Origin of the sequence: Flagellimonas ochracea, from assembly GCF_009903685.1 — a bacterium.
In the GTDB taxonomy this organism is placed as follows: Bacteria; Bacteroidota; Bacteroidia; order Flavobacteriales; family Flavobacteriaceae; genus Flagellimonas; species Flagellimonas ochracea.
On sequence record NZ_JAAABI010000002.1, the window covers coordinates 718,670 to 745,142 of the forward strand.

The following is a 26,473-nucleotide window of genomic DNA, read 5'->3' on the forward strand; positions in this document are numbered from 1 at the left end:
TGATGTCAAAAACCATATTGAAGAATGCTAAAGTGGTGAATGAAAATGCCATTTTTGAAACGGACGTGCTTTTGGAAAACGACTTCATAACCAGAATAGACGATAGCATTTCTGATGCCAACGCCGATGTAATAGAACTGAACGGGAACCTGCTCCTTCCTGGAATAATCGATGACCAAGTACATTTTAGAGAGCCAGGACTTACCCACAAGGGAACCATAGCTACTGAAAGTAGGGCCGCCATTGCTGGAGGCATCACCTCTTTTATGGAGCAGCCCAATACCAATCCACAAACCACCACGATTGCGAAACTGGAAGAAAAGTTTGCCATAGCTGCCAAAGATTCCTTTGCCAATTATTCTTTCAAATTTGGAGGCACCAACGACAATTTGGAAGAACTAAAGCGGCTTGATAAAAATACGTGCTCTGGAGTGAAATTGTTCTTAGGGTCTTCCACGGGAAATATGCTGGTTGATGATGAAGAGGTCTTGGAAAAAATATTCAAAAACACTGAAATGGTAATTTCGACCCATTGTGAGGATGAGACTACCATAAGGGCCAATTTGGCAAAATATCAAGAACAATATGGAGATGATATTCCTATTGAGCTCCATCCCATAATTCGAAGTGCTGAGGCGTGCTATCTTTCTTCTTCAAGAGCCATTGCCTTGGCAAAGAAAACTGGAGCAAGGCTACATGTTTTTCATGTGTCCACAGGACAGGAAACCAACCTGTTCATCAATACCATTCCTTTGGAACAAAAGAAAATAACGGCAGAAGTATGTATTCACCACCTTTGGTTTTCTGACGAAGATTATGAAAAAAAGGGCACCTTGATCAAATGGAACCCCGCAGTGAAGACCAAGGAGGACCGAGATCAACTTTGGAAGGCACTTTTGGATGATCGTATTGATGTGGTTGCCACAGATCATGCTCCGCACACTTTGGATGAGAAAAACAACCCCTATACAAAGGCTCCCTCAGGCGGACCTTTGGTTCAGCATGCCTTGCAGGCCATGTTGGAGAAAGAAACTGAAGGAAAAATAAGCTTGGAAAAATTGGTTGAAAAAATGTGTCATAATCCGGCCAAGCTCTTCGATTTGGACCGACGCGGCTTTATAAGGGAAGGGTACTACGCCGATTTGGTGCAGGTAGACCGTAATGCTCCAAACAAAGTGGAGAAGTCCAACATCCTATATAAATGTGGATGGTCGCCGTTTGAAGGAACCACTTTTGGTTCACAAGTTGTGCGAACTTTTGTGAATGGACATCTGGCTTATGATAGAGGGCGTTTTTCCGAAAAGAAGAATGCCAAAAGACTTACCTTCAACAGATAAAATATGAAAAAGTTTGTCCTTTTTTTTCTTTTACTGTCCATCGGAAGCTGTGCAGAAAAAGTCATGGAAAAGCCCGAAAATCTTATTCCTAAAGAAAAAATGGTGCTGATATTGCACGATTTGGCTATCCTGAATGCCGCCAAATCATCCTTTAAAAGTATGTTGGAGAAGAATGAAATTGAAACCATGGAATTTCTCTATGAAAAATATGGAATAGATAGTGTGCAGTTTTCGCAAAGTGACCTGTACTACGCGTCTGTTCCCTTGGAGTATCAGGCCATTTATGAAGAGGTAGATGCCCTATTGGAAAAAAAGAAAAAAGTATTGGAAGACTTCACCAAACAAAGAAATGATAGTATTAGAAAGATAAACCAAAAGACAAAGGACAGCTTACAGGCCAAAGATTCCGTACTACAGAAAACTACTTCCGACTCTTAAACCTCTCGCAACAAAAAGCAATAGCGTGGTCCAGATTCTCAAAATCAATGTTAAGGGTTGTTTTTAGCTTTTCACTGCTATACGTATCTTGACGATATAGTCCTTTCATCATGGTTTTGGTCAGCCTTCTTCTTTTTCCTCTAATATTACTGCGTAACCAGTCCCACCGCCAAAAAAGTTCCAATACCCAAAAAGGCACTTTTTTTGAGGGAGGATCTACCCCTAGCTTAGGGGCTATTTTTTGAAAAAGGGTTTTGTAACTCCAATTTTCACTGACAAGGATAAAGCGTTCCCTTTCCACATTGGATTCCATCAATGAAATCATCGATAACACAACATCGTTTACAGAGACAAAACCCGTTCCACCCGGAAGAAACGATTTCTTGCCTTTGGCAGCATACGTAAAAAAGGTGCCGCTCCCAGTTCTCCAAAACCCTGGGCCAATTACCACACCTGGATTCACGATTACAGCAGGCACACCTTCTTGTGTGCCACGCCAAACTTCCAGTTCAGCATTATGCTTGGTGAGCCCATATACAGAAACATTCCCATCGTGCCAAGGATTTTCCTCAGTAACCATTTTGCCTTTACTGCCATTACCAATGGCAGCAATGGAACTCACATAACAAAGTTTCTTTACTTGGTACTTGTTACATAAATTGACCACATTGGCCGTTCCCTCCACGTTGGCCTTTACCAACGACTTGTAATCTCGGGGGTCAAAAGAGATAAGGGCCGCGGAATGATATACGTGTTCTATCCCTTCAAACGCGCTGTCCAAACTAACAAGGTCAATAATATCTCCCTTGACCCACTCAATTTTATCAAAAGCTGTCGAAGGGTCATCGGAATAAAATCCAAAAACATGGAGTACTTTCTTCAGCGAGTCTTTGCTACGGTAAAGCGCTCTGACCTTTTTATGCTGGTTCACCAAATGGTACAACAAGTGGGAACCTATCAAACCTGTGCCGCCAGTAACTAAAATCATTTGATAAAAGTACCCATTTGTAGTTGATTTATTAAAGGATGTTCTAAGTTCATTTTATATTTGCAGCTATCCTAATTGATTACAATGGAGAAGAATTTTGTTCAAGAACTACAATGGAGGGGAATGGTGCACGATTTTATGCCAGGGGTTGAGGAGCATCTCATGGAAACTATGCGTGCTGCCTACGTGGGAATAGACCCAACAGCAGACTCCCTGCATATCGGACACTTGGTCAGTGTAATGATGTTGAGACATTTTCAATTGGCGGGACACAAGCCTTTTGCCCTAGTAGGAGGAGCAACAGGTATGATAGGTGACCCTTCAGGAAAGTCACAAGAACGTAATCTTTTGGATGAAAAAACATTACGACACAACCAAGAAGCGATTAAGGAGCAATTAAGTCGTTTTTTGGACTTTGACAGCAATGAACCCAATGCAGCCGTTTTGGTGAACAACTACGATTGGATGAAAGATTTTTCTTTTCTGGATTTCATCCGGGATGTAGGGAAACACATTACTGTGAACTATATGATGGCGAAAGATTCTGTAAAAAAAAGATTGATGTCCGATGCCAAGGAAGGCATGTCTTTCACAGAATTTACCTATCAATTGGTACAGGGATATGACTTTTTATATCTGTATCAACATCACGATTGTACCTTGCAAATGGGTGGAAGCGATCAATGGGGAAACATTACCACAGGAACGGAGCTTATTCGTAGAATTGGTGGAGGAAAAGGTTTTGCCCTTACATGCCCCTTAATCACCAAAGCCGATGGCACCAAGTTTGGCAAAACAGAGGGTGGAAATGTTTGGTTGGATGCGGAAAGAACCTCCCCGTATAAATTTTATCAGTATTGGTTGAATACTTCGGATGAAGATGCCGCAAAGTATATCAAGATTTTCACATTCATGGAACGTTCCGAGATTGAGGGTTTGATTGAAACACATAAAGAAGCTCCCCATGCAAGAGCATTGCAAAAAAGATTGGCGGAAGAGATTACGACTATGGTGCATTCCAAGGAAGATTTGGAAAATGCGATCAAGGCAAGTTCCATACTTTTTGGCAAATCGACTTCTTCAGATCTAAAACAGTTGGACGAGAAAACGTTTTTGGATGTTTTTGATGGAGTGCCCCAAGCCAAAATTTCAAAGTCAGAGTTGGATTCTGGACTGGACATGATTGCAGCATTGGCAGCCAAAACAGGTTTTTTGGGATCTAATGGAGAAGCCCGAAGGGAATTGAAGCAGAATTCCATCTCCGTGAACAAAGAAAAGGTCAAAGAGGATTATCGTATTACTACCGATGACTTGATTAACAACCGTTTTGTTTTATTGCAACGGGGCAAAAAAAATTATTTTGTGCTAGTAATGCAATAGGCCACGCAACGGATATTCCGAGGAACCATCCTAAAAGAGAATCCACCTCGCAAAAGATGAAGAAAACAATCTTGATGTTATGTGCTTTGGGCATTGTTGCGTGCAGTAGCAATGACAATAATGATATTGAACCCACTGGCGAAAAATGGGTCTTGAACAGCGTGGTCTGTTTTTGTTTCTTTGGGGATAATGTAGATTTTAGCACTCATACAATTCAATTTGACCGTACAAACAAAAACGTGGTCATAGAAAATGATGAAGTAATACAGTTCTTGGCACCAGAGGGTACATATCCATATACGGTTGATGGTTCGGTGATTACCATTTTAGAAAGGCAATACCGATACCAAGAAGATGGCGATTCTCTAATTTTGACCTTTGTGGATGAACCGCTAATAGCCGATGATGAGATTACCTACTTCTATTCCAGAAACTAAAGCGCCATTAAATTACATCCCCTTATATCTGAATGGTCAAAACGCCCCAAGACTTCAAAAGACCCATTCGAAAATGTTTTCCCTAAATCCTGGGTTGCAATAAAACTGCAGGAGTGGACATTGGCGAGATCAATAATATTAAGTCCACCAGTTTCCCCATACGATTTTGTAGAAAGTGGGTCTTCGGGGTCCCGCACAAGAACACGCATCCAAGGCGGGGCATGAAAAATTCCATCACCTTTGGAATAGGCTTGGGACAGTAGTTCTGTCATTCCATATTCCGAATGTACATGGGATGTGCTAAAGGCATTTTTTAAGATGGTGTGCAGCTCTTCGCGTATTAGTTCTTTTCTTCTCCCCTTCATTCCACCTGTTTCCATAACGGTGGTATGTTTTAGAGGTAGTGGAAACCGTTCAGCCAAGTCAAGTAAGGCAAAAGAAACACCAATTAACAGTGTTTTGGTCTGTTTTTTTTCCAACTGTATAAGTTTTTTGTTCAGAACCTTCAAATCATAAAGGTAGAAACCACTTTGCGAATGTTTTGAACGTTGCACCAAATCGTTGACCATATAAATCAAAGACGAACCTTGGCGTTCCAAATAGGAGGGCAGCAGGGCCAAGATGCAATAATCATCAACCGGACCGTAAAATCGTTCAAAACCTTTTCTAAAACTTTGTCCATACAGAGATAGATCCGCAATATAGTGTTTGCTTGTTCTGGTGCCCGATGTGCCACTACTTTCAAAAACGGCTTCGATTTCTTTGTCCGCTGAGGTTACTTTGTGCGTTTTGAAAAATTGGATGGGCAAAAATGGCACATCATCAATGCGGGAAACATTGGATGCCGATTTTCCCAAATAATTACAAAAGGTTTGATAAACGGAATTGTGACGGTATTGAAATTTAAAAATTTCCATAGCCAACTGATTGAATTCAGCGGCATTGGAAATTGAGAAAACATCTTGAATACGGTGCAGATCCATTTGGGCATAAAAGTACCCAAAAATAAAAAGCGCTTCGGGGAGAAACGCTTTTGCTAGATTGTTCTTTTACTTTACCACGAGTTTTCGGGTCATGGTCTTTTCCCGTTCGGTCACTTGAAGTACATAAACACCAGGAACCAGTCTAGAAATGTTCAACGTATTTGTTGAGATTCTTTCAGTAAGTACCACATCACCAAAAACATCAAATATTTTAATTTGTTTGCTTCCGTTGGTTTCGGTAGTTATGTAAACTTCCTCCCCATAGGCCGGATTCGGATACATTTTGAATCCTTCCAGTTCTTGCGTTTGTTGGGTGTTGACTGTAACCAGTTCTTGACCAAATGAGAATAGGGGTAAAGCCATAATAAGAATAAAGTAGAGTTTTCTCATATACTCCGATTTGGGATTATGCGGAATATAAAAGTATGTAAATCAATGGGGAAGGGCCATAAAATGTTGTGAAACGGCCTATTTTGTTGGGAAAGGGGTGAATTTTGATGTTTACTGGAGATAAAACAAGAGCAAAACTACTTGATAATAAGCTTTCTAGTAGCTACGCGATTGTTTTCAAAAACTCGCAGAATGTAGACTCCTTTGTCCAATTGTGAAAGATTCAACTCCCTGCCCAGAATGGTTGTTTTAAGCACTTGGGTCCCCAGTACATCAAATATAAAGATTTGTTTAGGGGCATTTTTTGGAGTTTGGATGTAAACTTTACCTTGTGTGACTGGGTTGGGGTACAACTTCAGGCCATCAATATCGGTACCTGCTTGGTTGTTTTGTGCAAAACCAAGGGAGCAGACCGTAAAGAAGAGAACAAAGTAAAGTTGCTTCATAAGGTATTGATAACAAAGGCTATGCCACAAAGATATAAAAATATAGAAGTGACCGCGTGCAGTTTGACGAAAAGGTGTTTTGAATTGATGAATACAAAAAAGCCCCTTTTTAAGGGGCTTTTTCAATTAATTCAAGATGTTTTAGTTGATACCCACGGTCCAACCAGCGCCCCAACTGGCCACATCGGTACCTGTACCGTTTCCAACGCCAGAGATAACATCAGTTTCGTCGAAAACAAATCCAGTATCATTTTTCAAGTTTGTAGTAACGTTATTGAAAGTTACATCAACAATGTTCAACAAATTATCAAGTACCCCTTGACCGGTTGGGTTATCGCCCATGTCCCCGTCCAGGTCAAATGCCTCATCATAGTTATTGATTACCACGTTGGTGAAGACACCTTGTGTACCAGCTCTCAATCGTATGGCTTCGTCATCATCAGCGGTACCATCACCCACAATTGTAACATTGGTCACGGTAGGGGCGGAGAAATATCCACCTTCGTTGCTAAAGTCGGTATTATAACCATCACATTCGAAAGCCTTGTCGTGGGAATCACCATGCTGAATATAAACATCGGTCAAAGAACCAACAAAACCTTCGGTCCAGTCTATGGAATCGTCTTCGGAGTTAACAACGACCAAATGACTTGCATTAACGGTTCCACCGAAAAATTCAAATCCATCGTCAGAACCCTCAAAAACTTGTACAAAATCGATGGTAGTTCCAGTTCCGACACCGTAGATGGAAACCCCATTTAGCTCAGCATTGCCATCTATGGCACCACCCGCATATTCCACGCGAACGTATTCTAAAATACCAGAGTCATCGGCAGCATTATTACCACCAAAAGATAGACCACCTACTTCAGTTGTTGCGGTATCATCAGAACCATCAGGGGTCGAGTTGATGGGCGCTCTTCCACAAAGCACGATGCCGCCCCAGTCTCCAGAAGAGGGATTGTCTGCATTTGAAGTAAATACAATCGGATTATTAGAGCTGCCATCTGCAATTATCCTTGCACCTTGTTGAATGGCGATATAGGCATTTACACCAACAGGTTCAGCTCTAACAGTCATTCCTGCAGGTACAGTTAGGGTTGTTCCTGAGGACATCAGTACAGGACCGGTAATTAAATAATCAGTATCTGGGTCCAAGATCAAATCTTCCGTATAAACACCACTAAGGCTAACAGCATCATCTGTAGTGGGTTCATCGCTGCCACCAGTATTGGTGGTATTGTTTGTTACACTGTTATCATTGATAACAATATCGGAGGTATCGTCACTTTCGCAAGCAATGAACAAAGCAGTGGCTATACCTAAAAATAAAAACTTGTTTTTCATTTGTTTGAGTTTAAAAAAGAATTAAAATTTATATTTAAGGGTTAGCCCAACGTTAACCCCAAGGCTATACTCTCGTATTACAATATCTCCAATACCCGTGCCTTGACGAATAAAAGAGATGTCTGGATCTAAAATGTTCTTGGCAGAAAGATTGGCTTCAAAATGCTCACCAAAGGAGTTTTGCCAAACAAAATTCAAAGTAGGAACAGCCTTTTCCACAATATTGCCCAAGCTACCTGCTCCCAAGGAAAAAATACGATTGGAGAAATAGGAAAAGGCCACTGTGGCTTTTGGCTTATAAGTGCCAAAAATGGGACTGAAGTTTAAGTCCGCGTTCATTATGAAAGGAGATGCTCCTTCCAACTCGTCCGAATCCCTATCGAACGTAGTGCCAAAAGTATTTTCCTCACCAGCGGGAATATCTATCAAATCTTGTTCTGTGTGGGTATAAGCTGCATTAACACCTACCGAAACTATGGCATTGTCATCAGCATCCGTGTACAGATTTTTTCTTACCTCCAATTCAATACCGAATATATCAGCTTGGTCCCCGGTTCTAAAATAACGCTGGGTTCCCGTAGCATCGGCGGCCACGACACGATTCACCGGATCCTTTATGGTTTTGGCGAAAGCTGCAAGCGATATAATTTCTCCTCGTTCCAAGAACCATTCATACTTGAGGTCATAGTTGTAGATATCTGAATAGGTTGCTCCAGTTCCGTCCAGTCCTCCTAAAAGATCAGGGTTACCACCATACCTTATGGTCACTGCTTCGTATACGAAAGGTGCCACTTCCTTGAATTCGGGAAAAGAGGCTGTTTTACTGACTGCAAACCTCAAATTTGAATTTTCGTTCAATTCATACCTTACGTTTAGGCTTGGCAGAAAGATGTTCTCATAAACGCTTCTGAAGCCTGGATCATCTGGTCTTATGTTGATCACATCATAGACAATGTCCTGATCAAAGGTTTCTACCCGAAAACCGGGAACAAAAGTCCATTTTTCGCCTACCTGAATGTCAGCTGCCGCATATACCCCATGAACATCTAAGTTTCCAGTATAGGTGTTCTCAGGTAATCCGGGGCGGTTACGGTTACCAATATCGTTGTTGATGGGATTTAGGACGAGAAGATCCCACAATCCTTCTCCGTTGGGAATATTGATATTGTTTACATCAAAAATGCTGTTGAAATTGTTGACATCTGCAATGGGTGTGCCATCACGATCCTGAATTTCATAACCATATCGGATACTATTAAATCTGCGCTCCTTTGTCCTTCCATTGTATCCAAAGTTTAGCTTGAACTTATCGGATACTTGATATCCAAGATGTATAAAACTATTCAATTCATCATCCTCGATGCTTTGAAAAAAACGTTGATTATCAAAAGGAATATTGGTATAAAATACCGGATTGGTATTGGTATCAGTATCTAAAGCCAATTGATAGTTTTCCAACGTTATCCTTTTTCTATCGGGTTCATCAGAAAAGACCTTGTTGAAGCCTATGCCCCAATCCATATCCAACTTCTCATTGAAAACATGCTGTCCCGTGAGTTGATTTACAAAAATCATATCTTGATTGAACTGTACATTTTGTACAAAGAAACCTTCATCAGTAGTTAGAATTGCATCTCTATTGGTGCCTTGCCCATTTATACCATAAAATCCAACAGCATCGGCAGAACTGTTGATGAAAAGAGAACTTAACTTTACCTTGTGGTCATTGTTTATGCGATATAAGACATTTCCCAGTGCAGTGGTATTGGTTGTATAGGCAAACTCGCGAACATTGGGAAAATCAACCTTGAGAACATTGGTGAAGTCCCGTGCTGGCCCTTCCCAAATTTCATAGCCGTTGTTGAAACTTGCAGCTCCGAAGAAGCTCAATCTGGAATTGTCTTTGTTGAGGTTAAAAGAATAACCCCCTTCAATGGCAGCAGAAAGGTTAATAGGACTCCAAGCTTCTTGAGGGTCAACGCCATGAGAAAGAACCACGGCAAAAGGATCATTATCATAGCGATTGTAGAATCCGAAATTGCTTGGCCCTTCGCTTCGCACAAAATCTTCGCCAGATGCATTGGTATTTATGCCACTTCCCAAAGTGACCTCCACATATCCGTCACCGGTATACTCCTTGGAATCAATATTTACATTACCTGCGGCAAAGTCCCCAAAAAATGATGAGTTGTACGCCTTGCTGACCGCCACATTTTCAATAATACCTGATGAAAATAAATCGAGATTAATGTTCTTTTTATTCACATCGTTGGAGGGAAGGGAAAGACCGTTCATGGTAGTGTTCTGGTAGCGGTCGCCCAAACCCCTTACATAGACATTACTTGATCCCTGCTGCTTGGAAATACCTGAGATTTGGGCAACAGCCGCCGCCGCATCATCTATTCCTTTTAATGTAAGCGCTTCGGCACTAATGGCTTCTTGTATGACCAAAGCTTGTTTCTGTGCTAATAACAGGGCTACTTCAGAGTCTTTGCTTGCGCTGGTGGTTACAACCACCTCATCTAAACCCACGCTTGCCGCCCCCAATCCTGCATTTATTTGAGTTACTTTCCGCGGTTCTACCAACACGTTGGGAACTTCCAAGGTTTCATAGCCCAGAAAGCTTATCACCAATGTGTAGGTTCCAGGTTCTACCCCATCGATTTCGAAAAGACCATCAAAATCGGAAGTGGTTCCATTCGTGGTCCCCTTTATCAATACATTAGCAAAAGCCAAAGGCTCGTCGTTGAGCTCCTTATCTGTCAATTGACCAACAATGCTTCCGTTTTCTTGACTAAAAGCTACGACGGTAAAAAGAGATAATAGCAATATCAGAGTAGTTTTCATGCGATCTGCAGTACAGTTTGATTTCGGGGGCAAAGAAAGGGGGGGGTTGTAAAAGCCGTGTTAGCTGTTTGTTAAGTATTTATTTGAAAACCGTTACAATAAGGTTATGACATTAAATGAACGTTAAGCGTTTATGCCGTTATAGTATTATCTTTACATTTGAATGATAAAAGACAAAAAAACTTTCCATGAAGAATAAGGATATTAAGATCCTCCTTGTAGATGATGAACCGGATATTTTGGAAATAGTTGGGTATAATTTGTCCTCCGAGGGTTATGAGGTTTTCACGGCAAAAAATGGAGCCGAAGGTGTGGCAAAGGCCAAGAAGAAAAAACCCCATTTGATCATTCTAGATGTTATGATGCCTGAAATGGATGGCATAGAAGCCTGCGAGATAATCCGAAACACTCCAGGATTGGAACATACCATCATCACATTCTTAACCGCACGTGGGGAAGACTATTCCCAAGTGGCAGGTTTTGAGGCCGGGGCCGATGACTATATCACCAAACCCATAAAACCCAAAGTTTTGGTGAGCAAGGTGAAAGCGCTACTGCGTAGGCTGAAGGAAGATAAAAAAGAGGTCGAGGATATTGTTAAGGTTGGGAATATCGTCATCAATAGGGAAGAATACAAGATAGTGAACGATGGTAAAGAAATCATTTTGCCCAGAAAAGAGTTTGAGCTTTTATCACTACTAACATCCAAGCCCAGCAAAGTGTTCAAGCGTGAGGTGATTTTAGATAAGGTATGGGGCAACGAAGTGGTCGTTGGGGGCAGAACCATTGATGTGCACATTCGAAAACTTCGCGAAAAAATTGGGGACCACCACTTCAAAACCGTCAAGGGAGTGGGGTATAAGTTTGTTCTGTAATGGCCATTAAGCTTAGGAAATCCTACAAATTTGCCTTTAGATCCTCTCTTTTCATCACCATTTTTATTACGGCATTATTTCTGATTTTTCTTTTGATAGTTGAAAATCAGTATTGGTTTTATGCCCTTCCTTTTGCCCTACTATGTTTTGCTATATGCTTTATAGTTCTTCAAATTCGCGTAGAACGTTTCATATACAGGAGAATCAAAAAAATATATGATGATGTGTCCCTGCTTGAATCTTCCACTTTTTCTTCCAGACCTGTGACCACGGATATGAAAACCCTTACCGAGGAAATTGAAAAGTTTGCAGAAGGCAAGAAAATAGAAATAGACACCCTTAAAATACGTGAAGAATATAGGAAGGATTTTTTGGGGAATGTTTCCCATGAGCTTAAAACACCTTTGTTTACAGTTCAAGGGTATATTCTAACATTATTGGATGGTGCCATGAAGGATAAAAAGCTCAGGGAAAAGTATTTACAGCGTGCCAGCAAAGGAGTAGAACGACTCATCTATATTGTTAAAGATCTTGATTTGATCACTAAACTTGAAGTGGGTGGATTGAAATTGGAAAGAACGGATTTTAACATCATCGAACTCATTCAAAATATCTTTGATTTATTGGAGATGAAAGCGGCCCAAAAAGAAATTACACTGACATTTGATATGGAGTACGAAAACCCCATTTATGTTAATGCGGATAGGGAGAAAATCCAGCAAGTCATCAGTAATCTTTTGGTGAATTCCATAAAGTATGGATCTCCAAACGGCACTACAGAGGTCAGTGTAGAAAACCTTATAAAAAATAAAGTCATTGTCAGAGTTACGGATAACGGTGAGGGAATTCCAAAACAGCACATCCCAAGACTTTTTGAACGATTTTACCGCGTGGACCAAAGTGGTAGCCGCAGTGAAGGCGGTTCAGGCCTTGGATTAGCCATTGTAAAACACATCATTGAGGCGCACGGTGAAAAAATCTATGTTGAAAGTGAAGAAGGCGTAGGTTCTGAGTTTTCATTTACTTTGGAAAAACGGAGGACGAATCTTCCTGAACAGCACTAAATCGGGCAACAAGATTATTACCTCTCCAGGTTGAGGATATGCGGTTAAATATGTATGCCATTTGCCCATCATCAAGATTGCCTTAGCTTTGTCAAAAACCATAGGTTTTTTCAATCTATATCAAAGTGGGAAGTAAAAACAAGTTAAAAAGGTTTAAGGAGAACGAGAGTTTTGGCAACGTGGTCCAGCCCACTCGGGAAGAAGCATTAAAGGGATTTAACCTGCAAGGCAATTGGGCCTCCTTTTTTAACAATGACCATCCCATAATTTTGGAACTTGGCTGCGGTAAGGGAGAATATACCGTGGAGCTGGCTAAGCGGAATTCAAATAAAAATTACATTGGTGTTGACATAAAGGGAGCTCGTTTTTGGAGAGGGGCCAAGGCGGCATTGAATCAAAAGTTGGACAACGCGGCTTTTCTTAGGACACAGATAGAGTTGATTGATTGTTTTTTTGGGGAAGAAGAGGTGGATGAAATCTGGATTACCTTTCCAGATCCCCAAATAAAATATAAGCGCACTAAACACCGACTGACCAACCCACAGTTTTTAGAGAGGTACAAGCGAATTTTGAAGAAAGGGGGAATCCTCCACTTAAAAACGGACAGTGAGTTTATGCATGGCTATACGTTGGGGCTGTTGCAAGGTCTAGGGCACGAAATTAGCTATGCCAACCATAACGTGTACCGAAATGAAGGCAGTCCTGCCGAAGTTTTGGAAATTCAGACTTTTTATGAAAAACAGTATCTTGAAGAAGGAAAACCAATAACCTATATCCAATTTAGGATCAACTGACCAATGACCCACATTTTAATTCTCTTTTTTGCGACTTTTTCAGCAGCTTTTATGGCTACCGTGCCACCCGGCTTGCTCAATATGAATGCAGCCAAGACCAGTGTGGAAAAAGGGAAGAAAAATGGGGTGATTTTTAGCTTGGGAGTCTCTACAATGATTATGATACAGGCTTATATCGCTGTGCACATATCCAAATTTTTGTATCGACATCCTGAAGTAATTGACCTATTATTAAAAATAGCGATAGCCGTTTTTGCATTTTTTGCCATTTATTTCTTCATCACTGCCAAACGGAAGAAGAAACAAAAGATGAAAGAAGTGAACCTAAGCAAAAAGAACAGCTTTTATAAAGGCACATTGTTGGCAGCCTTGAACTTGCTGACCATACCTTATTACAGTGGACTCAATGCTATGTGGAACGAAGCCGGTTGGATACAATTTAAGGCACAAGACATTATCACTTTTGTACTAGCTGCCGGAATGGGCACATTTTCAGTGTTATATCTGTATACCTTTTATTTCAATAAATTGGAGACCAAGACCAATAGATTTTCCAAAAACTCCAATTATATACTTAGTGCCTTGATGCTAGTGCTTTTGGTCATTACCCTAATCCGGATTTTTTATCGCTGACATGGAGGAACAAAATTTTTTTGACAACGTGTATGAGGTGGCAAAGCAGATTCCCTACGGTAGGGTCACCTCGTACGGAGCCATTGCCAAATATTTAGGAGCAGCTCGAAGTGCACGCATGGTGGGTTGGGCGATGAACAATTCATCGGGCAAAGATGTTCCAGCACACCGCGTGGTCAACCGTATTGGAGTATTAACGGGAAAGCATCATTTTGATGGAACAAACTTAATGCAACAACTGTTGGAGAACGAGGGCATTGAAGTGGTCGATAATCAAATTGTGAGTTTTAAGGAACATTTTTGGGATCCAGCTAAAGAGCTTGGATAGTATAATTCGTTACAATCCCACCATCTTCATTTTCAATGGGCCAGCTTCTTTAGATCGGCCTTAAGGCGTATCTTTGTAATTTAGAATCAGTACAAACGACTGCATAGAAAATTAGGACAGATGAAGCTGAAAAAGGCAGACATTCTCAAAGCATTGGAAAAAATATCCGCCCCCGGCGAAGGTAAAAATCTCGTGGAAAGCGGTGCAGTGACCAATGTACAGCTGTTTGGAGATGAGGTTGAGGTGGATGTTACCATCAAAAACCCAAGTCTTCAGGCCAAAAAGAAAACCGAAGTGGAGATTTTGAAGATTATCCACAGTGAGGTATATGAAAAGGCTAAGATTAAAATCAACCTAAAGGTTGATGCCCCACAAAAGCCGAAGGTAAACCAGATCAAAGGGAAACCGATACCCGGAATCCAAAACATTATAGCCGTAGCTTCAGGAAAGGGAGGTGTTGGAAAATCCACAATAACAGCGAACTTAGCGGTGACCTTGGCTAAAATGGGCTTTAAAGTAGGACTGTTGGATACTGATATTTATGGACCGTCCATGCCCATTATGTTTGATGTCACTATGGAAAAACCATTGTCCATCAATGTGAACGGAAAGGCCAAAATGAAGCCTGTGGAGAACCACGGTGTCAAATTGCTTTCCATCGGATTTTTCACTCAACCCAATCAAGCAGTTATTTGGCGGGGTCCCATGGCCTCAAAGGCATTGAACCAGATGATTTTTGATGCCCATTGGGACGAGCTGGATTTCTTGTTGCTTGACCTGCCTCCCGGAACGGGTGACATTCATTTGAGCATTATGCAATCCTTGCCGGTGACTGGTGCCGTGGTCGTGAGCACACCGCAAGAGATTGCATTGGCAGATGCCAGAAAGGGGGTTGCTATGTTCCAGCAAGAGGCCATCAGTGTTCCTGTGCTGGGTATTGTTGAAAACATGGCCTATTTTACTCCTGAGGAGTTGCCTAACAACAAATACCATATCTTTGGACAAAATGGAGCCAAAAATCTGGCCGAGGACTTGAAAGTGCCATTCTTGGGCGAGGTTCCCCTAGTGCAAAGTATTCGCGAGGCTGGAGATGTGGGCAGACCGGCGGCGTTGCAAACGGCTACCCCTTTGGAGGAGGCTTTTGAAGAATTGACTAAAAATGTAGTTCAGGAACTGGTCAGAAGAAATGAGGACCTGCCCCCCACCGAAGCAATTAAAATAACAACAATGGCTGGTTGTGCCGCTGTTAAAAAGAAATGAGCATGACATCGGAAGAAATCAAAATTAATGTTGAAAAGGCCTTGGAAGAAATAAGACCCTTTCTCCAGAGTGACGGAGGTGATATCACCTTGGTTTCCATAGAGAACGATACTTCTGTCAAAGTAAGGTTGGAAGGCAACTGCATCGGGTGCAGCGTCAATCAAATGACCTTAAAAAGTGGGGTTGAAATGACCATTAAAAAATATGTCCCACAAATTGAAGAAGTCATTAACCTAAGTTAAATGACAAATATCATAGACACTTCCCATCGCAAGCAATAAGTTGCGCTTTCAAAAAAACACATTTAAATGATTAAAACCGATATATTGATCATTGGAGCGGGGCCTACGGGTCTTTTTGCCGTTTTTGAAGCAGGTCTTTTACAACTTAAATGCCATTTAATAGATGCTCTGCCCCAACCTGGAGGGCAATGTGCTGAAATTTATCCCAAGAAACCTATCTACGACATTCCTGGGTTTCCTGAGGTGCTGGCAGGAGAGTTGGTGGATAACCTTATGGAGCAGATAAAACCATTTCAGCCAGGTTTTACTTTGGGAGAACGAGCTGAAACCATTGAAAAATTGGAGGACGGTTCTTTTTTGGTGACCACCAATAAAGGAACCAAGCATCAAGCCCCTATTGTTGCCATTGCAGGCGGATTGGGAAGTTTTGAACCCAGAAAACCGCTGATGAAAAATCTTTCGGATTATGAGGACAATGGTGTGGCCTATATGATCAAGGAACCTGAAATTTATAGAGGAAAAAAAGTATTGATTGCCGGAGGAGGGGATTCGGCCCTGGACTGGTCCATTTTTCTGACCGAAGTTGCCGATGAAGTTACTTTGGTGCACAGGCGCAACGAATTCAGGGGGGCTTTGGACTCTGTGGAAAAAGTGCAGGAGCTTAAAAACCAAGGAAAAATCCATCTGATTACCCCAGCAGAAGTGGTTACGCTTCATGGTGAAGGAAAATTGGAGAAAGTCACGGTGAGAAAGACCGACTCTGATGAGGAAGTGGATGTTGTTGTAGACAATTTTATTCCCTTATTTGGCCTATCTCCAAAGCTTGGCCCTATAGCCGATTGGGGCTTAGAGATTGAAAAAAATGCCATCAAGGTTAACAATGCGCTGGATTACCAAACCAATATTCCCGGAATATATGCCATTGGAGATGTCAATACCTATCCAGGTAAACTGAAACTCATCCTTTGTGGGTTCCACGAGGCGACACTGATGTGCCAAAGTGCTTATCAACGCATTCATCCCGACAAAAAGTATGTAATGAAATACACAACTGTTGGTGGTGTCATAGGATTTGATGGTAGTAAAAAGGAGGCTCCAAAAGCCGTAGTCAAAGCAATTGATTAACAGTAATTGTCTCCTCAAGGGGACTTTAGGGGTGTTACCCAATTAACTATGAGCGACATCAAAATTAAGATTACCGACCGAGAAGGGCTGTTGCATGAAGTTGATGCACCCACAGACATGAACATGAATTTGATGGAGGTAGTGCGGTCGTACGAACTTGCTCCCGAGGGAACTATTGGAATCTGTGGAGGCATGGCCATGTGTGCCTCTTGCCAATGTTATATAAAATCCAATCATACGCTTCCAGAAAAATCGGATGACGAAGAAGCCATGCTATCCGAAGCTTTTTTTGTTGAAGAGAATAGCCGTTTGGGCTGCCAAATACATATGACCCCTGAACTCGATGGGCTTGAAGTGGAATTAGCACCTGAAGAAGCCTAAATCCTAGCCTGATAGGTAAACAAATTATAATACCTTCCTTCAGAGGCAATCAGCTCTTCATGGGTGCCTTGTTCGGCAATCCTACCATTTTCAATGACTAAAATCTGGTCTGCTTTGCGGATGGTGCTCAAACGGTGGGCTATTACAAAGGTGGTCCTTCCCTTGGTAAGTTCTGCCAAACTTTTTTGAATCAAAGCCTCAGATTCCGTATCCAAACTGGAGGTAGCTTCATCCAAAATCAAAATCCTCGGATCGGCCAAAACTGCTCTTGCTATGGCAATACGTTGGCGTTGTCCCCCGGAAAGCTTCACACCACGTTCGCCTATCAAAGTATCTAACCCATCATCAAAACGGTCGGTAAATTCATCAACATAAGCAGCTTTGACTGCTTTGACCAATTGCGCTTCGGTCGCATCTGGTCTTGGAAAGAGGATATTTTCGCGAATGGTTCCCTCAAACAAAAAATCGTCTTGAAGGACAACACCCAAAAATTGTCGAAAACTTGTCAAATCCACTTTGGCCATATCATTTCCATCAATGGTTATCCTTCCCGAATCAGGATTTAAAAAACTTGCAGCCAGACCCGCGATGGTCGATTTTCCTGATCCTGAACTGCCTACCAAAGCAATTACTTCACCCGAGCCAGCTTTAAAACTTACATTGTGCAGCACTTCTTTGTCTTCTTCATAAGCAAAAGAAACGTCCTCAAAATTTATGTCTCCCACAATATTTGAAAGAATTATGTTTCTTTCTTTGTTGTCTGCTTCCACTGTTTCGTTCATCAATTCTTCGGTACGGTCAAGCCCAGCAAGCGCTTCCGTCAACTGGCTTCCAATATTGCTCATTTGAACGATGGGCGCTACCATCAAGGCGAGCAAAAAGGTAAATTCAAAATATTGGCCGGTGGTCAAATCACCTTGCATCATTTTATAACCTCCGTACCCCATCATGATTCCGGTAGTGGCAAGTCCCAATAGAAAGGTCGAGGAACTCGTCATGACGGCTGTTGCGGTAAGACTCTTCTTTACATTTTCATAGAGTCGTTGTACACCGTGTTCAAAAACTTCAGCTTCTTGAGATTCAGCATTGAATCCTTTAATTACCCGAATTCCACCTAATGTTTCGGTAAGTCGACCTTTAACTTCTGCGTTGATTTTTCCACGGTCCCTAAAAACGGGGCGAATTATTTTAAAGGCTTTCAAGGCAATTAAGGCAAATACAATCAGTGGAATGAACGTTAGCAGGGTCATCGTAGGGCTTATCCGTAGTAGTAAAATTAAAGATACCACCGCCGTGATGGTCCCACCAACCAGTTGTACCAACCCAGTGCCAATTAGATTTCGGACTCCCTCAACATCACTCATAATACGAGAGACCAATGCTCCCGATTTGGTGTTGTCAAAAAAACGTACCGGGAGGGCAAGGACCTTTTTTTGAACCTGTGCCCTTAGCTCAGATATCATATATTGTGCTTGAATGCTCAACACTTTGGTCAAAAGAAAGGACATCACGGCCTGTACCAGAAAAGCCAAAATGACAACTATGACCAAAATTTTGAGTAAATCGTAATTTTTATTGGGGACAATGTCATCTAAAAAATAGCGAAGCGAAATGGGTGCCACAAAACTGGCTGCTTTACTTATTACGATGAGCAGTAAACCCATAAAAACCAGATTTCTTCTGGGCCAGATTATTGTTTTGAATGCCTTTAAAATGCTTACCTTTTTTTCTGCCATGCTTTTTTTGAAAGAAGATGCAAGTTAGTTCAAATTTAGGGTACGTAAAACCTTAGGGGGCAAACATCCATTCAAATGGAAAAACACAAAAAACAAATAATATCTTTAAATGTTTTTAGTCATACAATGGTCCAGAAAGTGTCTCTATATTTCTTCCTGTTATTTGTTTTGTCCGTAACCGCACAAGAAAAGTATTTAACGCTGAGTGAAATTGTAACGGATAACGCTAAAATATTAACGCCGGAACAGTTAAGCCGATTAAGGTCAAAGCTTACCCAGTTTGAGAAAGAAACTACGCATCAATTGGTTGTTCTGACCATTGAAGCCCTACCCAATGAAACCATAGAACAGTACACGAATGGGACCTTCAACCAGAATAAGTTGGGGCAAAAAGATAAGGACAATGGTATTTTAATCCTTTTTGCGGAAGCAGACAGAGAGGTTCGTATGGAGGTAGGATATGGACTTGAATCGTACATCACGGATGCTGTGGCCTCTCGAATTATCCGAAATACGATGATTCCCAATTTTAAAGAAGAAGAGTATTTTGCCGGAATTGATTTAGCCACCGATCAAATTATACTGCTTCTAACTGATTCGGAAGCCTTGGAGGAATTCAAGAAGGAAATAGAAGAAGAAGGTGAAATGGGCCTGGGGTTAAAAATATTTGTGTTGTGTTTCCTATCAATTTTTGTAGCTGCAGGGGGCTTCATTTTTTACAAAACCTATTCCAACATTATTGAGGTTTTCAGAGGAATATTTATTGGAAAACTAGGGTTAATACCAGGTTTGTTGATGGCCGCCTTTAGTTTGATTCCTGTAGTTTTCTCATTGGGTTTCATTATAATGCCGTTGGTTTTTGCAACTGTATTCCTTGATTTTGGATTGGATTTGGAGCAATATGAATATTTGCTCGATAATCCTAGGTGGATAGGGATTGTTCTCATCGGATTTTTATTATTCACCATATTACTGGCGTTTTTTAAAATACTGCTTAAGGGTAAAGAGGATTTTAAGCTTTCGTGGCTCAAAAATGACAAGAAATATATGTCTAAAACCTTTTCTTCAGGAGGTACACATTCTTTTGGTTCAAGTTCTGGCAGTGGTTCCAGCGGTTCCAGCAGCTTTTCAGGAGGTGGTGGAAGTTCAGGAGGTGGTGGAGCTAGCGGAAGTTGGTAAATGCCAAGGAATTCCCGTATTTTCACAATATTAAGTTTTAAAATAACCATAATGAAATTAGTTGTAGTTGCAGCTTTTGTATTGTTGACCTCTTGTATTCAAAAGCAGGAAGATGAGGTTGAGAGATGGGAAGCACAGGCGGAAAACGTAACCATCATAAGGGACGATTTTGGAGTACCCCATATTTATGGAAAAACCGATGCCGATGCTGTTTTTGGATTGCTTTACGCTCAATGCGAGGACGATTTTAATCGTGTGGAGCAAAATTACATCTGGGCCACCGGACGTTTGGCCGAAGTAGAAGGCGAAGAAGCGTTATATAGTGATTTGCGGGCCAATTTGTTCATGACTCAAGAAGAGGCTGTGGAAAAATATGAGAATAGTCCTGAATGGCTTAAGAAATTGTGCATGGCTTTTGCCGATGGCATCAATTATTATCTACATACCCACCCCGAAGTAAAGCCTACGCTATTGACCCGTTTTGAACCTTGGATGCCCATGTATTTTAGCGAAGGATCCATTGGAGGTGATATTGAAAGGATTTCCACTGAAAAAATTAAGGCCTTTTACCAGAGTGATATGGAAATTCCCCAATTAGATTTGATGAAACAAAGCAAAGAAGCCAAAATGGCTGAGCCTCAAGGGTCAAACGGTATCGCCATTTCTGGAAAACTGACCCAGTCTGGCAATGCTATGTTGCTTATAAATCCCCATACCTCATTTTACTTTCGAGGAGAAGTGCATGTAGTAAGCGAGGAGGGCCTTAATGCATACGGTGCGGTGACTTGGGGACAGTTTTTTGTCTACCAAGGCTTCAACGAAAAAACAGGTTGGATGCATACGTCTACATATACTGATGTGATGGACGAGTTTAAAGAAACAATAGTGCAAAACGATGGCAACCTGTTTTATCAATATGGACAAGAATTGCGTCCTTTGGATTCTTTGGAGGTGATACTTAGGTACAAAGACGGGAACCAAATGAAGGAAAAAACCTTTCCTATGTACCGTACTCACCATGGTCCAATAACGCACAGTGTCGATGGCCAATGGACCTCCTCTGCCATGATGTGGGAGCCTGTAAAAGCATTGGAGCAATCCTATATTCGAACCAAACAGGATGGGTATGAAGGTTTCAGAAAAATGATGGACATTCGCACAAATTCTTCCAACAATACGGTATATGCCGATGCTGAGGGGAACATTGCCTATTTCCATGGAAATTTTGTCCCTAAAAGGGATACCATTTTTGATTTTACCAAACCCGTGGACGGCAGCAACCCAAAAACAGACTGGCAAGGTTTGCATACGGTGGATGAAAATATCTTAGTTCTGAATCCAGATAATGGATGGATTCAAAATTGTAATTCCACGCCCTATACGGCAGCTTTGGAATTCGGTCCGAAGCGAGAGGATTATCCAAGATATATGTCCCGTGACCAGGAAAATTTTAGAGGGATACATGCCATTGCATTATTAAAAGGGCGAAGTGGGTATACACTGGATAGTTTGGTCCAATTGGCCCATGACCCTTATCTACCGGCGTTTGAAGCTTTGATTCCCGGGTTGGTAAATGCCTTTGACAAAAACCCTTCTTCCGAATTGCAAGAATCGATTGAGGTATTAAGAAATTGGGATTATATCACTTCAAAAGAATCTGTTGCTATGACCTTGGCCCATTATTATGGGACATTATGCTATCAAAAAGCAGAAAGACCTGAGGGATTGTACGCTATGCAACTCGTTCAATATTGGGGGAGTGACTCTCCAGATTCCGAAAAACTGAAACTGTTTCAAGAAGTCATTGAAAAACTTTCTACTGATTTTGGAACTTGGAGAATGCCTTGGGGCGATGTTCACCGATACCAGCGATTAAATGGGGACATTCGCCAAGCTTTTGACGACAACAAGCCCAGTATGCCCATTGGTTTTGCCAGTGGAAGATGGGGTGCTTTGGCAGCTTACGGTGCTCGATATGACAACAATACCAAAAAGATATATGGTACACGAGGGAACAGTTTTGTGGCCGTAGTGGAATTTGGCGACAAAGTGAAGGCCAAAACAATTCTTGCCGGAGGCCAAAGTGGTGACCCAAACTCACCGCATTTTGATGATCAAGCCCAACGTTATGCCGATGTCAACTTTAAAGATGCGGCTTTTTATAAAGAAGATGTCTTGAATCGTGCAGTGAGGACATATAAACCAGGGGAGTGATTATTCACCTTCCTTTATTATGATAAGGCTCGCTTTAGATCCCGTAGAGAGATTCCAGCGGTTATTGTGGATTATTTTCCCCTCTTCATCAGCCACTACAACTTGGGCAGTGTTAGGTCCTGAAGAGCCCTGATTGAGTGCTTCAAATTCAATTCTATTAAAACCTTCGGTCAAATCCACATTTACACCTTTGAAGGAACCGGTTAGCAGCACATTATACTCCACGATTTCTCCGTTGAGGTATATTTTTATTCGGTCACCGTCCACATATTCATGGTCTCGACATACAACGCCGACAAATTTTGCGGTGGTTTTAACATCCCCTAAATATTGGTCGCCATAATGTTTATTGGAGCTTTTCTTTTCTTTTTCGCCAACTTTGGGATCAATTACAAGGTCGTGCCCAGCTTTAACCAACTCCTTGTCGGGTAACATTTTTACTCCAGGTTGGTCGTCTTTTGAAGTAAGATTTTCATCAATGACGGAGGGCATACGGAGCAAAGTTCCTTGATTGCTCGCTTTTACATCCAAGTTATTGTTGTCACCAACTTGAAGCGGACGCGTCGTGGGAATATCCGATTGTGCAAGCAAACTCAAAGGAGCTGCCATGCAAAATACGAACAATAAGAAAATCAGCCTTTTCATAGCAATTAGGTCGAATGGATATATTAAAGTTAACAAATACCTTGCCATGAACATGATAAAAAGGCGTTAAATCGTTAAGTGGCAGCCTGTTTCTTTTTCTCCGGCTTTAATCCAAAAAGTGGATGTAGCCACGGTAATGGTAAAATTATGAGATGATAAATCAACCAACTGATACCAAACGTACCTATTGTCAATATTGTTGCTTTGAGAAGAAATCCCCATTCTAAATGGATAAGAAAATATGCTATTATAATGGTGATGGTTTGATGCAGTATATAAAACGGATAAACGGCCCTATTGGCATAGGCGATTTCTTTGCTTGGACGGTTTAAGTGCTTGGCTCCATAACCAAAAAGAATCAATATCCATGACCAAAGATTGACCACCTTGACCATACCTTCGATAAAATGGATAACGATACTGTCCTCAAAGAAAATCCAAACAAACAATAGTGTGACAAAGGCAACTGTTCCCATAACCAGGACTTTCTTTCTTATTTTGACAAGTGTTTCCCAAAAAACATCACCGCATGCGATGAGCATAAAACCATAAAAGAAGAGAATACTATAAAATGTAATCGCAAACCAATCGCCAACCAAGGCGTGATTGGCTGGAAAGAAGGGTTCCATGAAAACCTCTACTAGATACAACGGTATAACAAATAAATATATGCCCCATGTTTTTTGTATCAATCTTTGGATTGATTGGATGAAAAGGGTATCATGTTTTCTAAGAAAGACGAATAAAGGAGCAAGTAACAGGGAGAATAAGAAAAGATAGGGCAAAAACCAGAGATGGTGCCAGCTTACGTTGCCTTCTGGATAAATACCATCAAAAGCTACTGAAGTAAAGTACTGAAAATAAGAATGGGTAAAATCGCCGTCCACCAAACGTTCAACATATACCTGCGGAGGCACAATCAATAGCATGCCAATGAATAAGGGTATGCCCAGTCTAAGATAGCGTTCCAAAATAAACTTGCCGATGCTTCTTTTGCCCAAAGCATAGTAGGTTCCCATACCTGAAATTACAAATAGTATGGGCAACCGCCATTGATTTAAAAAAAGCATGGGCCATTTTAACCAATCATAAATCACATTGTTTTTAATATGCCAACCCCAAGGAACGAAAAACATGCCCACATGATAAAAAATGAGCAAAGCAAAAACGATTACTCTTAACCAGTCCAAATCGTATCTTCTAATCTGTGTTTCCATATCGAGAATTCTTTGCCCAAAGATGACACGCTATATTGAAACAGGATGATATTTGAGGATTGGAAATGTCCTAAATTACAATGTGGGAGGAATTAGTCGTCTTTTTGAGCATTTTGAGTCTTCAAAAAAGAAGAAGGAGATTCACCAACATGTTTCTTGAAGGCATTGTAGAATGCAGATTTAGATTTAAAACCAACGGAATGTCCAATGGCCTCCACGGTAAGGTGGGCGTAGTTGGAATCACATAATCTCTCCTTCGCCATTCGCACTCGTTTTAGATTGATGTAATCATTGAAATTGGAGCCAGTTTTAGAATTGATCATTTTTGACACCAAGTTGGAATTGGAACCAAGAATATCCGCCAGACTTTTGAGCGAAGCATTCTCATTTAAATAAAATTGCTCACTTTCTGCAGCATGTTCAATCTCCTCAAACGCGATGCTGTTTCCCTTAAGCGTTTCATACTTATCCGCTACCCATGATTTCTCAAAAAATCGCGATTCCATAAGAATTATAGCTGATGTTAAAAAGGTAATCGCAGTATTGAAAATGCCAATAAGGTGATCACCACCATCATCTTCGTAAGAATAAAAAACAGAGAATAACACTATGAAAAGAGCGGTCAACACCAAAACGGAATTTCGAGTAAAGGTATACTTGTCTTTCTTTGCATTTCCTGGGAGGGAAGCAATTCTTTTTCGTTCTTTCCATACCAACGCAGCTGACAAAAGGCTATAGAAAAGGAAACTGAACAGAACCAGATAGTGAAAATAATCTTTTATCCAATGGTATCCATGGGAAAAGGAGTCTGGGACATTTGCCGTATCGAGATGGGAATGATAAGCACCTAGGTAAGCATTAAGCTTTACCTCTATTGGAGCTGTATAATATGGAATTTGGGTTAGGGCGTACCCTACAGGTAGTATAAAATGAATCCATATTTTTTTAATATTCAATGGTTTACGAACAAGCAGTCTATGGATGAAAAAATAAATAGCAGGTCCGATTAGAAGTACAATGGGCTCAGTGGAATCATTCCAGGGGATTACATATTTCATTAACCCGGTATAACATAGATAAACATCAAGAAAAACAATACTCTGAAATAACAAGGTCCATCCGAGAAAGGCAACAGCCGCATTTTTTGCAGCCCTAAACATGATAATCAGGGACAGGAAAACCCCTTGAACTATACCGATCAACATGATATGCGAAGCCAAGTCGTGCCAAACAGAAATTTGGTCTAGGATATGGTGCACATTGCCAATCATTGTTTGAGAATGTAGTTTGCCAATTTTTGGGGACCCTCTAGCAGAACCCGGACAATTTGCAATGTACCGTCCTCCTTGGTGTCAATATGCCATTTTATAAGAGAAATTTGTCCTTTTTCAATTTCTATACCAGTAATGCTTCGTGGATGCACACAACTACCATCATTAAAAAATGGAATTTGACCAGGCTCTGGAAAACGTGGCCTATGGGTATGCCCAACTAGGGTAATTTGGAGGTTTTTCTTTAAAATCCAACGTTTGATACGCTTTTCTATCCGTATAAGTTCTTTGTAGTTTTTCGCTGGACTTGTAGGATCGGCAATGCCCCACACCTGTAAAGGTTTCCAAAGCACCCGCACCAGAAACCGACCTATCCTCCAGCACACATAGTTCCACCAGTCGGCTTGATGCCCATGCACGCAGAACAAGGTTTGGCCTGTTTTTTCATGTTTTAGGATCAGCGCCTCATGATAAGTGATTCCTTCAAAAAGTTGTTTGTCCTTGCCATCAATGGGTTCAAAATATTGTGTGAGATGCTTGTCCACGTACTCTTGATTTTGGTAGATCATATCGTGGTTACCCCAGACCATATGTAGCCTTTTTTCTAGATGGTATCTCCGTAAAAGTTGGTATACGTTTTTGTGTGCCTCAAAAATTGCCTCAAAACTCAGATTCTCCCATAATTCGTCGCCATCCCCAAGCTCACAATAGTGGAACCCTTCTCGATAGTAGTGATTAAGCGCATGAAAGTAAATATTCCGATTGTTGGCAAAATCGTCCGCAAAACTATTGTCACCTCTATGGCAATCACTAAAAAAGATGAACTTGGAGTCATCATTAAAAGAAATGGTCTTGGCTTTTTGGTAGGCCCTGTTCAATCTGCGGGTAGAGGACATGAACTATTTTTTCTTAAATA

At 41.2% G+C, this 26,473-nt stretch carries 26 protein-coding genes; 15 read left to right on the forward strand and 11 right to left on the reverse strand.

All coding sequences use genetic code 11. The features are described from left to right. Positions 1–2: 2 nt before the first annotated feature. On the forward strand, positions 3–1,337 hold the full coding sequence (locus tag GTQ34_RS08905; RefSeq protein ID WP_166523422.1) for a dihydroorotase: 1,335 nt from the start codon (positions 3–5) through the stop codon (positions 1,335–1,337). 3 nt (positions 1,338–1,340) lie between these two features. Next, positions 1,341–1,775 carry a DUF4296 domain-containing protein gene (locus tag GTQ34_RS08910; RefSeq protein ID WP_166523423.1) on the forward strand — a complete coding sequence of 145 codons (435 nt, stop codon included), beginning with the start codon at positions 1,341–1,343 and terminating at the stop codon, positions 1,773–1,775. Here GTQ34_RS08910 and GTQ34_RS08915 read toward each other — a convergent pair. Then, the gene (locus GTQ34_RS08915; protein ID WP_166523424.1) at positions 1,759–2,763 is read right to left on the reverse strand and encodes an NAD-dependent epimerase/dehydratase family protein; all 1,005 of its coding nucleotides are present in this window, start codon (positions 2,761–2,763) and stop codon (positions 1,759–1,761) included. The two genes, GTQ34_RS08910 and GTQ34_RS08915, sit on opposite strands and share 17 nt — an antisense overlap. 84 nt (positions 2,764–2,847) lie before the next feature. Here GTQ34_RS08915 and tyrS point away from each other — a divergent pair, with 84 nt between their 5' ends. Both tyrS and GTQ34_RS08925 read left to right on the forward strand, forming a co-directional pair. Beyond that, positions 2,848–4,143, forward strand: a complete 1,296-nt coding sequence (gene tyrS, locus GTQ34_RS08920) for a tyrosine--tRNA ligase (protein ID WP_166523425.1) — start codon at positions 2,848–2,850, stop codon at positions 4,141–4,143. A 56-nt stretch (positions 4,144–4,199) separates the two neighbouring features. Next, positions 4,200–4,580: a hypothetical protein gene (locus tag GTQ34_RS08925; protein ID WP_166523426.1), complete on the forward strand. Its 381-nt coding sequence runs from the start codon at positions 4,200–4,202 to the stop codon at positions 4,578–4,580. Here GTQ34_RS08925 and GTQ34_RS08930 read toward each other — a convergent pair. From GTQ34_RS08930 to GTQ34_RS08950, 5 genes are all read right to left on the reverse strand, one after another. Next, positions 4,577–5,563 (reverse strand): LuxE/PaaK family acyltransferase, encoded by a 987-nt coding sequence (locus GTQ34_RS08930; protein ID WP_166523427.1) that lies wholly within the window; start codon positions 5,561–5,563, stop codon positions 4,577–4,579. The two genes, GTQ34_RS08925 and GTQ34_RS08930, sit on opposite strands and share 4 nt — an antisense overlap. A gap of 66 nt (positions 5,564–5,629) precedes the next feature. After that, positions 5,630–5,953 (reverse strand): T9SS type A sorting domain-containing protein, encoded by a 324-nt coding sequence (locus GTQ34_RS08935; protein WP_166523428.1) that lies wholly within the window; start codon positions 5,951–5,953, stop codon positions 5,630–5,632. Positions 5,954–6,090: 137 nt separating this feature from the next. Continuing rightward, positions 6,091–6,399 carry a T9SS type A sorting domain-containing protein gene (locus GTQ34_RS08940; RefSeq protein ID WP_166523429.1) on the reverse strand — a complete coding sequence of 103 codons (309 nt, stop codon included), beginning with the start codon at positions 6,397–6,399 and terminating at the stop codon, positions 6,091–6,093. Between the two features lie 141 nt (positions 6,400–6,540). Further along, positions 6,541–7,746: a multidrug transporter gene (locus tag GTQ34_RS08945; RefSeq protein WP_166523430.1), complete on the reverse strand. Its 1,206-nt coding sequence runs from the start codon at positions 7,744–7,746 to the stop codon at positions 6,541–6,543. A 21-nt stretch (positions 7,747–7,767) separates the two neighbouring features. After that, on the reverse strand, positions 7,768–10,593 hold the full coding sequence (locus tag GTQ34_RS08950; protein WP_166523431.1) for a TonB-dependent receptor: 2,826 nt from the start codon (positions 10,591–10,593) through the stop codon (positions 7,768–7,770). Positions 10,594–10,781: 188 nt separating this feature from the next. On the opposite strand from GTQ34_RS08950, the gene GTQ34_RS08955 reads away from it, so the two are divergent. From GTQ34_RS08955 to GTQ34_RS08995, 9 genes are all read left to right on the forward strand, one after another. Further along, entirely contained in the window at positions 10,782–11,468 is a 687-nt protein-coding gene (locus GTQ34_RS08955; RefSeq protein ID WP_166523432.1) for a response regulator transcription factor, read from the forward strand. Beyond that, positions 11,468–12,532: a sensor histidine kinase gene (locus tag GTQ34_RS08960; protein WP_166523433.1), complete on the forward strand. Its 1,065-nt coding sequence runs from the start codon at positions 11,468–11,470 to the stop codon at positions 12,530–12,532. Before GTQ34_RS08955 ends, GTQ34_RS08960 begins: the two co-directional genes overlap by 1 nt. A 125-nt stretch (positions 12,533–12,657) precedes the next feature. Continuing rightward, positions 12,658–13,326 (forward strand): tRNA (guanosine(46)-N7)-methyltransferase TrmB, encoded by a 669-nt coding sequence (gene trmB / locus GTQ34_RS08965; protein ID WP_166523434.1) that lies wholly within the window; start codon positions 12,658–12,660, stop codon positions 13,324–13,326. Positions 13,327–13,329: 3 nt separating this feature from the next. Beyond that, complete coding sequence (locus GTQ34_RS08970; RefSeq protein WP_166523435.1) at positions 13,330–13,959, forward strand: LysE family transporter; 630 nt, start codon at positions 13,330–13,332, stop codon at positions 13,957–13,959. Position 13,960: 1 nt separating this feature from the next. Further along, a complete protein-coding gene (locus GTQ34_RS08975) occupies positions 13,961–14,287 on the forward strand; it encodes an MGMT family protein (protein ID WP_166523436.1) in 327 nt (108 codons plus the stop codon). A gap of 120 nt (positions 14,288–14,407) precedes the next feature. Then, positions 14,408–15,547, forward strand: coding sequence for an Mrp/NBP35 family ATP-binding protein (locus tag GTQ34_RS08980; protein WP_166523437.1), 1,140 nt, complete (start codon positions 14,408–14,410; stop codon positions 15,545–15,547). Between the two features lie 2 nt (positions 15,548–15,549). Further along, positions 15,550–15,789: a NifU family protein gene (locus GTQ34_RS08985; protein WP_166523438.1), complete on the forward strand. Its 240-nt coding sequence runs from the start codon at positions 15,550–15,552 to the stop codon at positions 15,787–15,789. A 66-nt stretch (positions 15,790–15,855) separates the two neighbouring features. After that, on the forward strand, positions 15,856–16,914 hold the full coding sequence (locus GTQ34_RS08990) for an NAD(P)/FAD-dependent oxidoreductase (RefSeq protein ID WP_166523439.1): 1,059 nt from the start codon (positions 15,856–15,858) through the stop codon (positions 16,912–16,914). A 48-nt stretch (positions 16,915–16,962) separates the two neighbouring features. Then, entirely contained in the window at positions 16,963–17,295 is a 333-nt protein-coding gene (locus tag GTQ34_RS08995) for a 2Fe-2S iron-sulfur cluster-binding family protein (RefSeq protein ID WP_166523440.1), read from the forward strand. Here GTQ34_RS08995 and GTQ34_RS09000 read toward each other — a convergent pair. Next, complete coding sequence (locus GTQ34_RS09000; RefSeq protein ID WP_166523441.1) at positions 17,292–19,031, reverse strand: ABC transporter ATP-binding protein; 1,740 nt, start codon at positions 19,029–19,031, stop codon at positions 17,292–17,294. The genes GTQ34_RS08995 and GTQ34_RS09000 overlap by 4 nt on opposite strands. A gap of 75 nt (positions 19,032–19,106) precedes the next feature. Between GTQ34_RS09000 and GTQ34_RS09005 the strand changes: the two genes are divergently transcribed. Together GTQ34_RS09005 and GTQ34_RS09010 are read left to right on the forward strand one after the other, a co-directional pair. Further along, on the forward strand, positions 19,107–20,210 hold the full coding sequence (locus GTQ34_RS09005; RefSeq protein ID WP_235914998.1) for a TPM domain-containing protein: 1,104 nt from the start codon (positions 19,107–19,109) through the stop codon (positions 20,208–20,210). A 51-nt stretch (positions 20,211–20,261) separates the two neighbouring features. Further along, positions 20,262–22,424, forward strand: a complete 2,163-nt coding sequence (locus GTQ34_RS09010; protein ID WP_166523442.1) for an acylase — start codon at positions 20,262–20,264, stop codon at positions 22,422–22,424. Here the strand turns inward: GTQ34_RS09010 and GTQ34_RS09015 are convergent, their stop codons facing one another. The 4 genes from GTQ34_RS09015 to GTQ34_RS09030 all read right to left on the reverse strand — a co-directional run bounded on the left by GTQ34_RS09015 (position 22,425) and on the right by GTQ34_RS09030 (position 26,453). After that, positions 22,425–23,069, reverse strand: coding sequence for a hypothetical protein (locus GTQ34_RS09015; protein ID WP_166523443.1), 645 nt, complete (start codon positions 23,067–23,069; stop codon positions 22,425–22,427). It abuts the gene before it with no gap. A gap of 74 nt (positions 23,070–23,143) precedes the next feature. Beyond that, a complete protein-coding gene (locus GTQ34_RS09020; RefSeq protein WP_208103865.1) occupies positions 23,144–24,286 on the reverse strand; it encodes an acyltransferase family protein in 1,143 nt (380 codons plus the stop codon). A 92-nt stretch (positions 24,287–24,378) separates the two neighbouring features. After that, positions 24,379–25,557 (reverse strand): helix-turn-helix domain-containing protein, encoded by a 1,179-nt coding sequence (locus GTQ34_RS09025; RefSeq protein WP_166523444.1) that lies wholly within the window; start codon positions 25,555–25,557, stop codon positions 24,379–24,381. Beyond that, the gene (locus GTQ34_RS09030) at positions 25,554–26,453 is read right to left on the reverse strand and encodes a metallophosphoesterase family protein (RefSeq protein WP_166523445.1); all 900 of its coding nucleotides are present in this window, start codon (positions 26,451–26,453) and stop codon (positions 25,554–25,556) included. Before GTQ34_RS09030 ends, GTQ34_RS09025 begins: the two co-directional genes overlap by 4 nt. Positions 26,454–26,473: the final 20 nt, after the last annotated feature.

Excerpts from the sequence above, each read along its gene's own strand:
- GTQ34_RS08905 (WP_166523422.1), top strand. The coding sequence starts at position 3 with ATGTCAAAAACCATATTGAAGAATGCTAAAGTGGTGAATGAAAATGCC.
- GTQ34_RS08910 (WP_166523423.1), top strand. The coding sequence starts at position 1,341 with ATGAAAAAGTTTGTCCTTTTTTTTCTTTTACTGTCCATCGGAAGCTGT.
- GTQ34_RS08915 (WP_166523424.1), bottom strand. The coding sequence starts at position 2,763 with ATGATTTTAGTTACTGGCGGCACAGGTTTGATAGGTTCCCACTTGTTG.
- tyrS (WP_166523425.1), top strand. The coding sequence starts at position 2,848 with ATGGAGAAGAATTTTGTTCAAGAACTACAATGGAGGGGAATGGTGCAC.
- GTQ34_RS08925 (WP_166523426.1), top strand. The coding sequence starts at position 4,200 with ATGAAGAAAACAATCTTGATGTTATGTGCTTTGGGCATTGTTGCGTGC.
- GTQ34_RS08930 (WP_166523427.1), bottom strand. The coding sequence starts at position 5,563 with ATGGATCTGCACCGTATTCAAGATGTTTTCTCAATTTCCAATGCCGCT.
- GTQ34_RS08935 (WP_166523428.1), bottom strand. The coding sequence starts at position 5,953 with ATGAGAAAACTCTACTTTATTCTTATTATGGCTTTACCCCTATTCTCA.
- GTQ34_RS08940 (WP_166523429.1), bottom strand. The coding sequence starts at position 6,399 with ATGAAGCAACTTTACTTTGTTCTCTTCTTTACGGTCTGCTCCCTTGGT.
- GTQ34_RS08945 (WP_166523430.1), bottom strand. The coding sequence starts at position 7,746 with ATGAAAAACAAGTTTTTATTTTTAGGTATAGCCACTGCTTTGTTCATT.
- GTQ34_RS08950 (WP_166523431.1), bottom strand. The coding sequence starts at position 10,593 with ATGAAAACTACTCTGATATTGCTATTATCTCTTTTTACCGTCGTAGCT.
- GTQ34_RS08955 (WP_166523432.1), top strand. The coding sequence starts at position 10,782 with ATGAAGAATAAGGATATTAAGATCCTCCTTGTAGATGATGAACCGGAT.
- GTQ34_RS08960 (WP_166523433.1), top strand. The coding sequence starts at position 11,468 with ATGGCCATTAAGCTTAGGAAATCCTACAAATTTGCCTTTAGATCCTCT.
- GTQ34_RS08970 (WP_166523435.1), top strand. The coding sequence starts at position 13,330 with ATGACCCACATTTTAATTCTCTTTTTTGCGACTTTTTCAGCAGCTTTT.
- GTQ34_RS08975 (WP_166523436.1), top strand. The coding sequence starts at position 13,961 with ATGGAGGAACAAAATTTTTTTGACAACGTGTATGAGGTGGCAAAGCAG.
- GTQ34_RS08980 (WP_166523437.1), top strand. The coding sequence starts at position 14,408 with ATGAAGCTGAAAAAGGCAGACATTCTCAAAGCATTGGAAAAAATATCC.
- GTQ34_RS08985 (WP_166523438.1), top strand. The coding sequence starts at position 15,550 with ATGACATCGGAAGAAATCAAAATTAATGTTGAAAAGGCCTTGGAAGAA.
- GTQ34_RS08990 (WP_166523439.1), top strand. The coding sequence starts at position 15,856 with ATGATTAAAACCGATATATTGATCATTGGAGCGGGGCCTACGGGTCTT.
- GTQ34_RS08995 (WP_166523440.1), top strand. The coding sequence starts at position 16,963 with ATGAGCGACATCAAAATTAAGATTACCGACCGAGAAGGGCTGTTGCAT.
- GTQ34_RS09000 (WP_166523441.1), bottom strand. The coding sequence starts at position 19,031 with ATGGCAGAAAAAAAGGTAAGCATTTTAAAGGCATTCAAAACAATAATC.
- GTQ34_RS09005 (WP_235914998.1), top strand. The coding sequence starts at position 19,107 with ATGGAAAAACACAAAAAACAAATAATATCTTTAAATGTTTTTAGTCAT.
- GTQ34_RS09010 (WP_166523442.1), top strand. The coding sequence starts at position 20,262 with ATGAAATTAGTTGTAGTTGCAGCTTTTGTATTGTTGACCTCTTGTATT.
- GTQ34_RS09015 (WP_166523443.1), bottom strand. The coding sequence starts at position 23,069 with ATGAAAAGGCTGATTTTCTTATTGTTCGTATTTTGCATGGCAGCTCCT.
- GTQ34_RS09020 (WP_208103865.1), bottom strand. The coding sequence starts at position 24,286 with ATGGAAACACAGATTAGAAGATACGATTTGGACTGGTTAAGAGTAATC.
- GTQ34_RS09025 (WP_166523444.1), bottom strand. The coding sequence starts at position 25,557 with ATGATTGGCAATGTGCACCATATCCTAGACCAAATTTCTGTTTGGCAC.
- GTQ34_RS09030 (WP_166523445.1), bottom strand. The coding sequence starts at position 26,453 with ATGTCCTCTACCCGCAGATTGAACAGGGCCTACCAAAAAGCCAAGACC.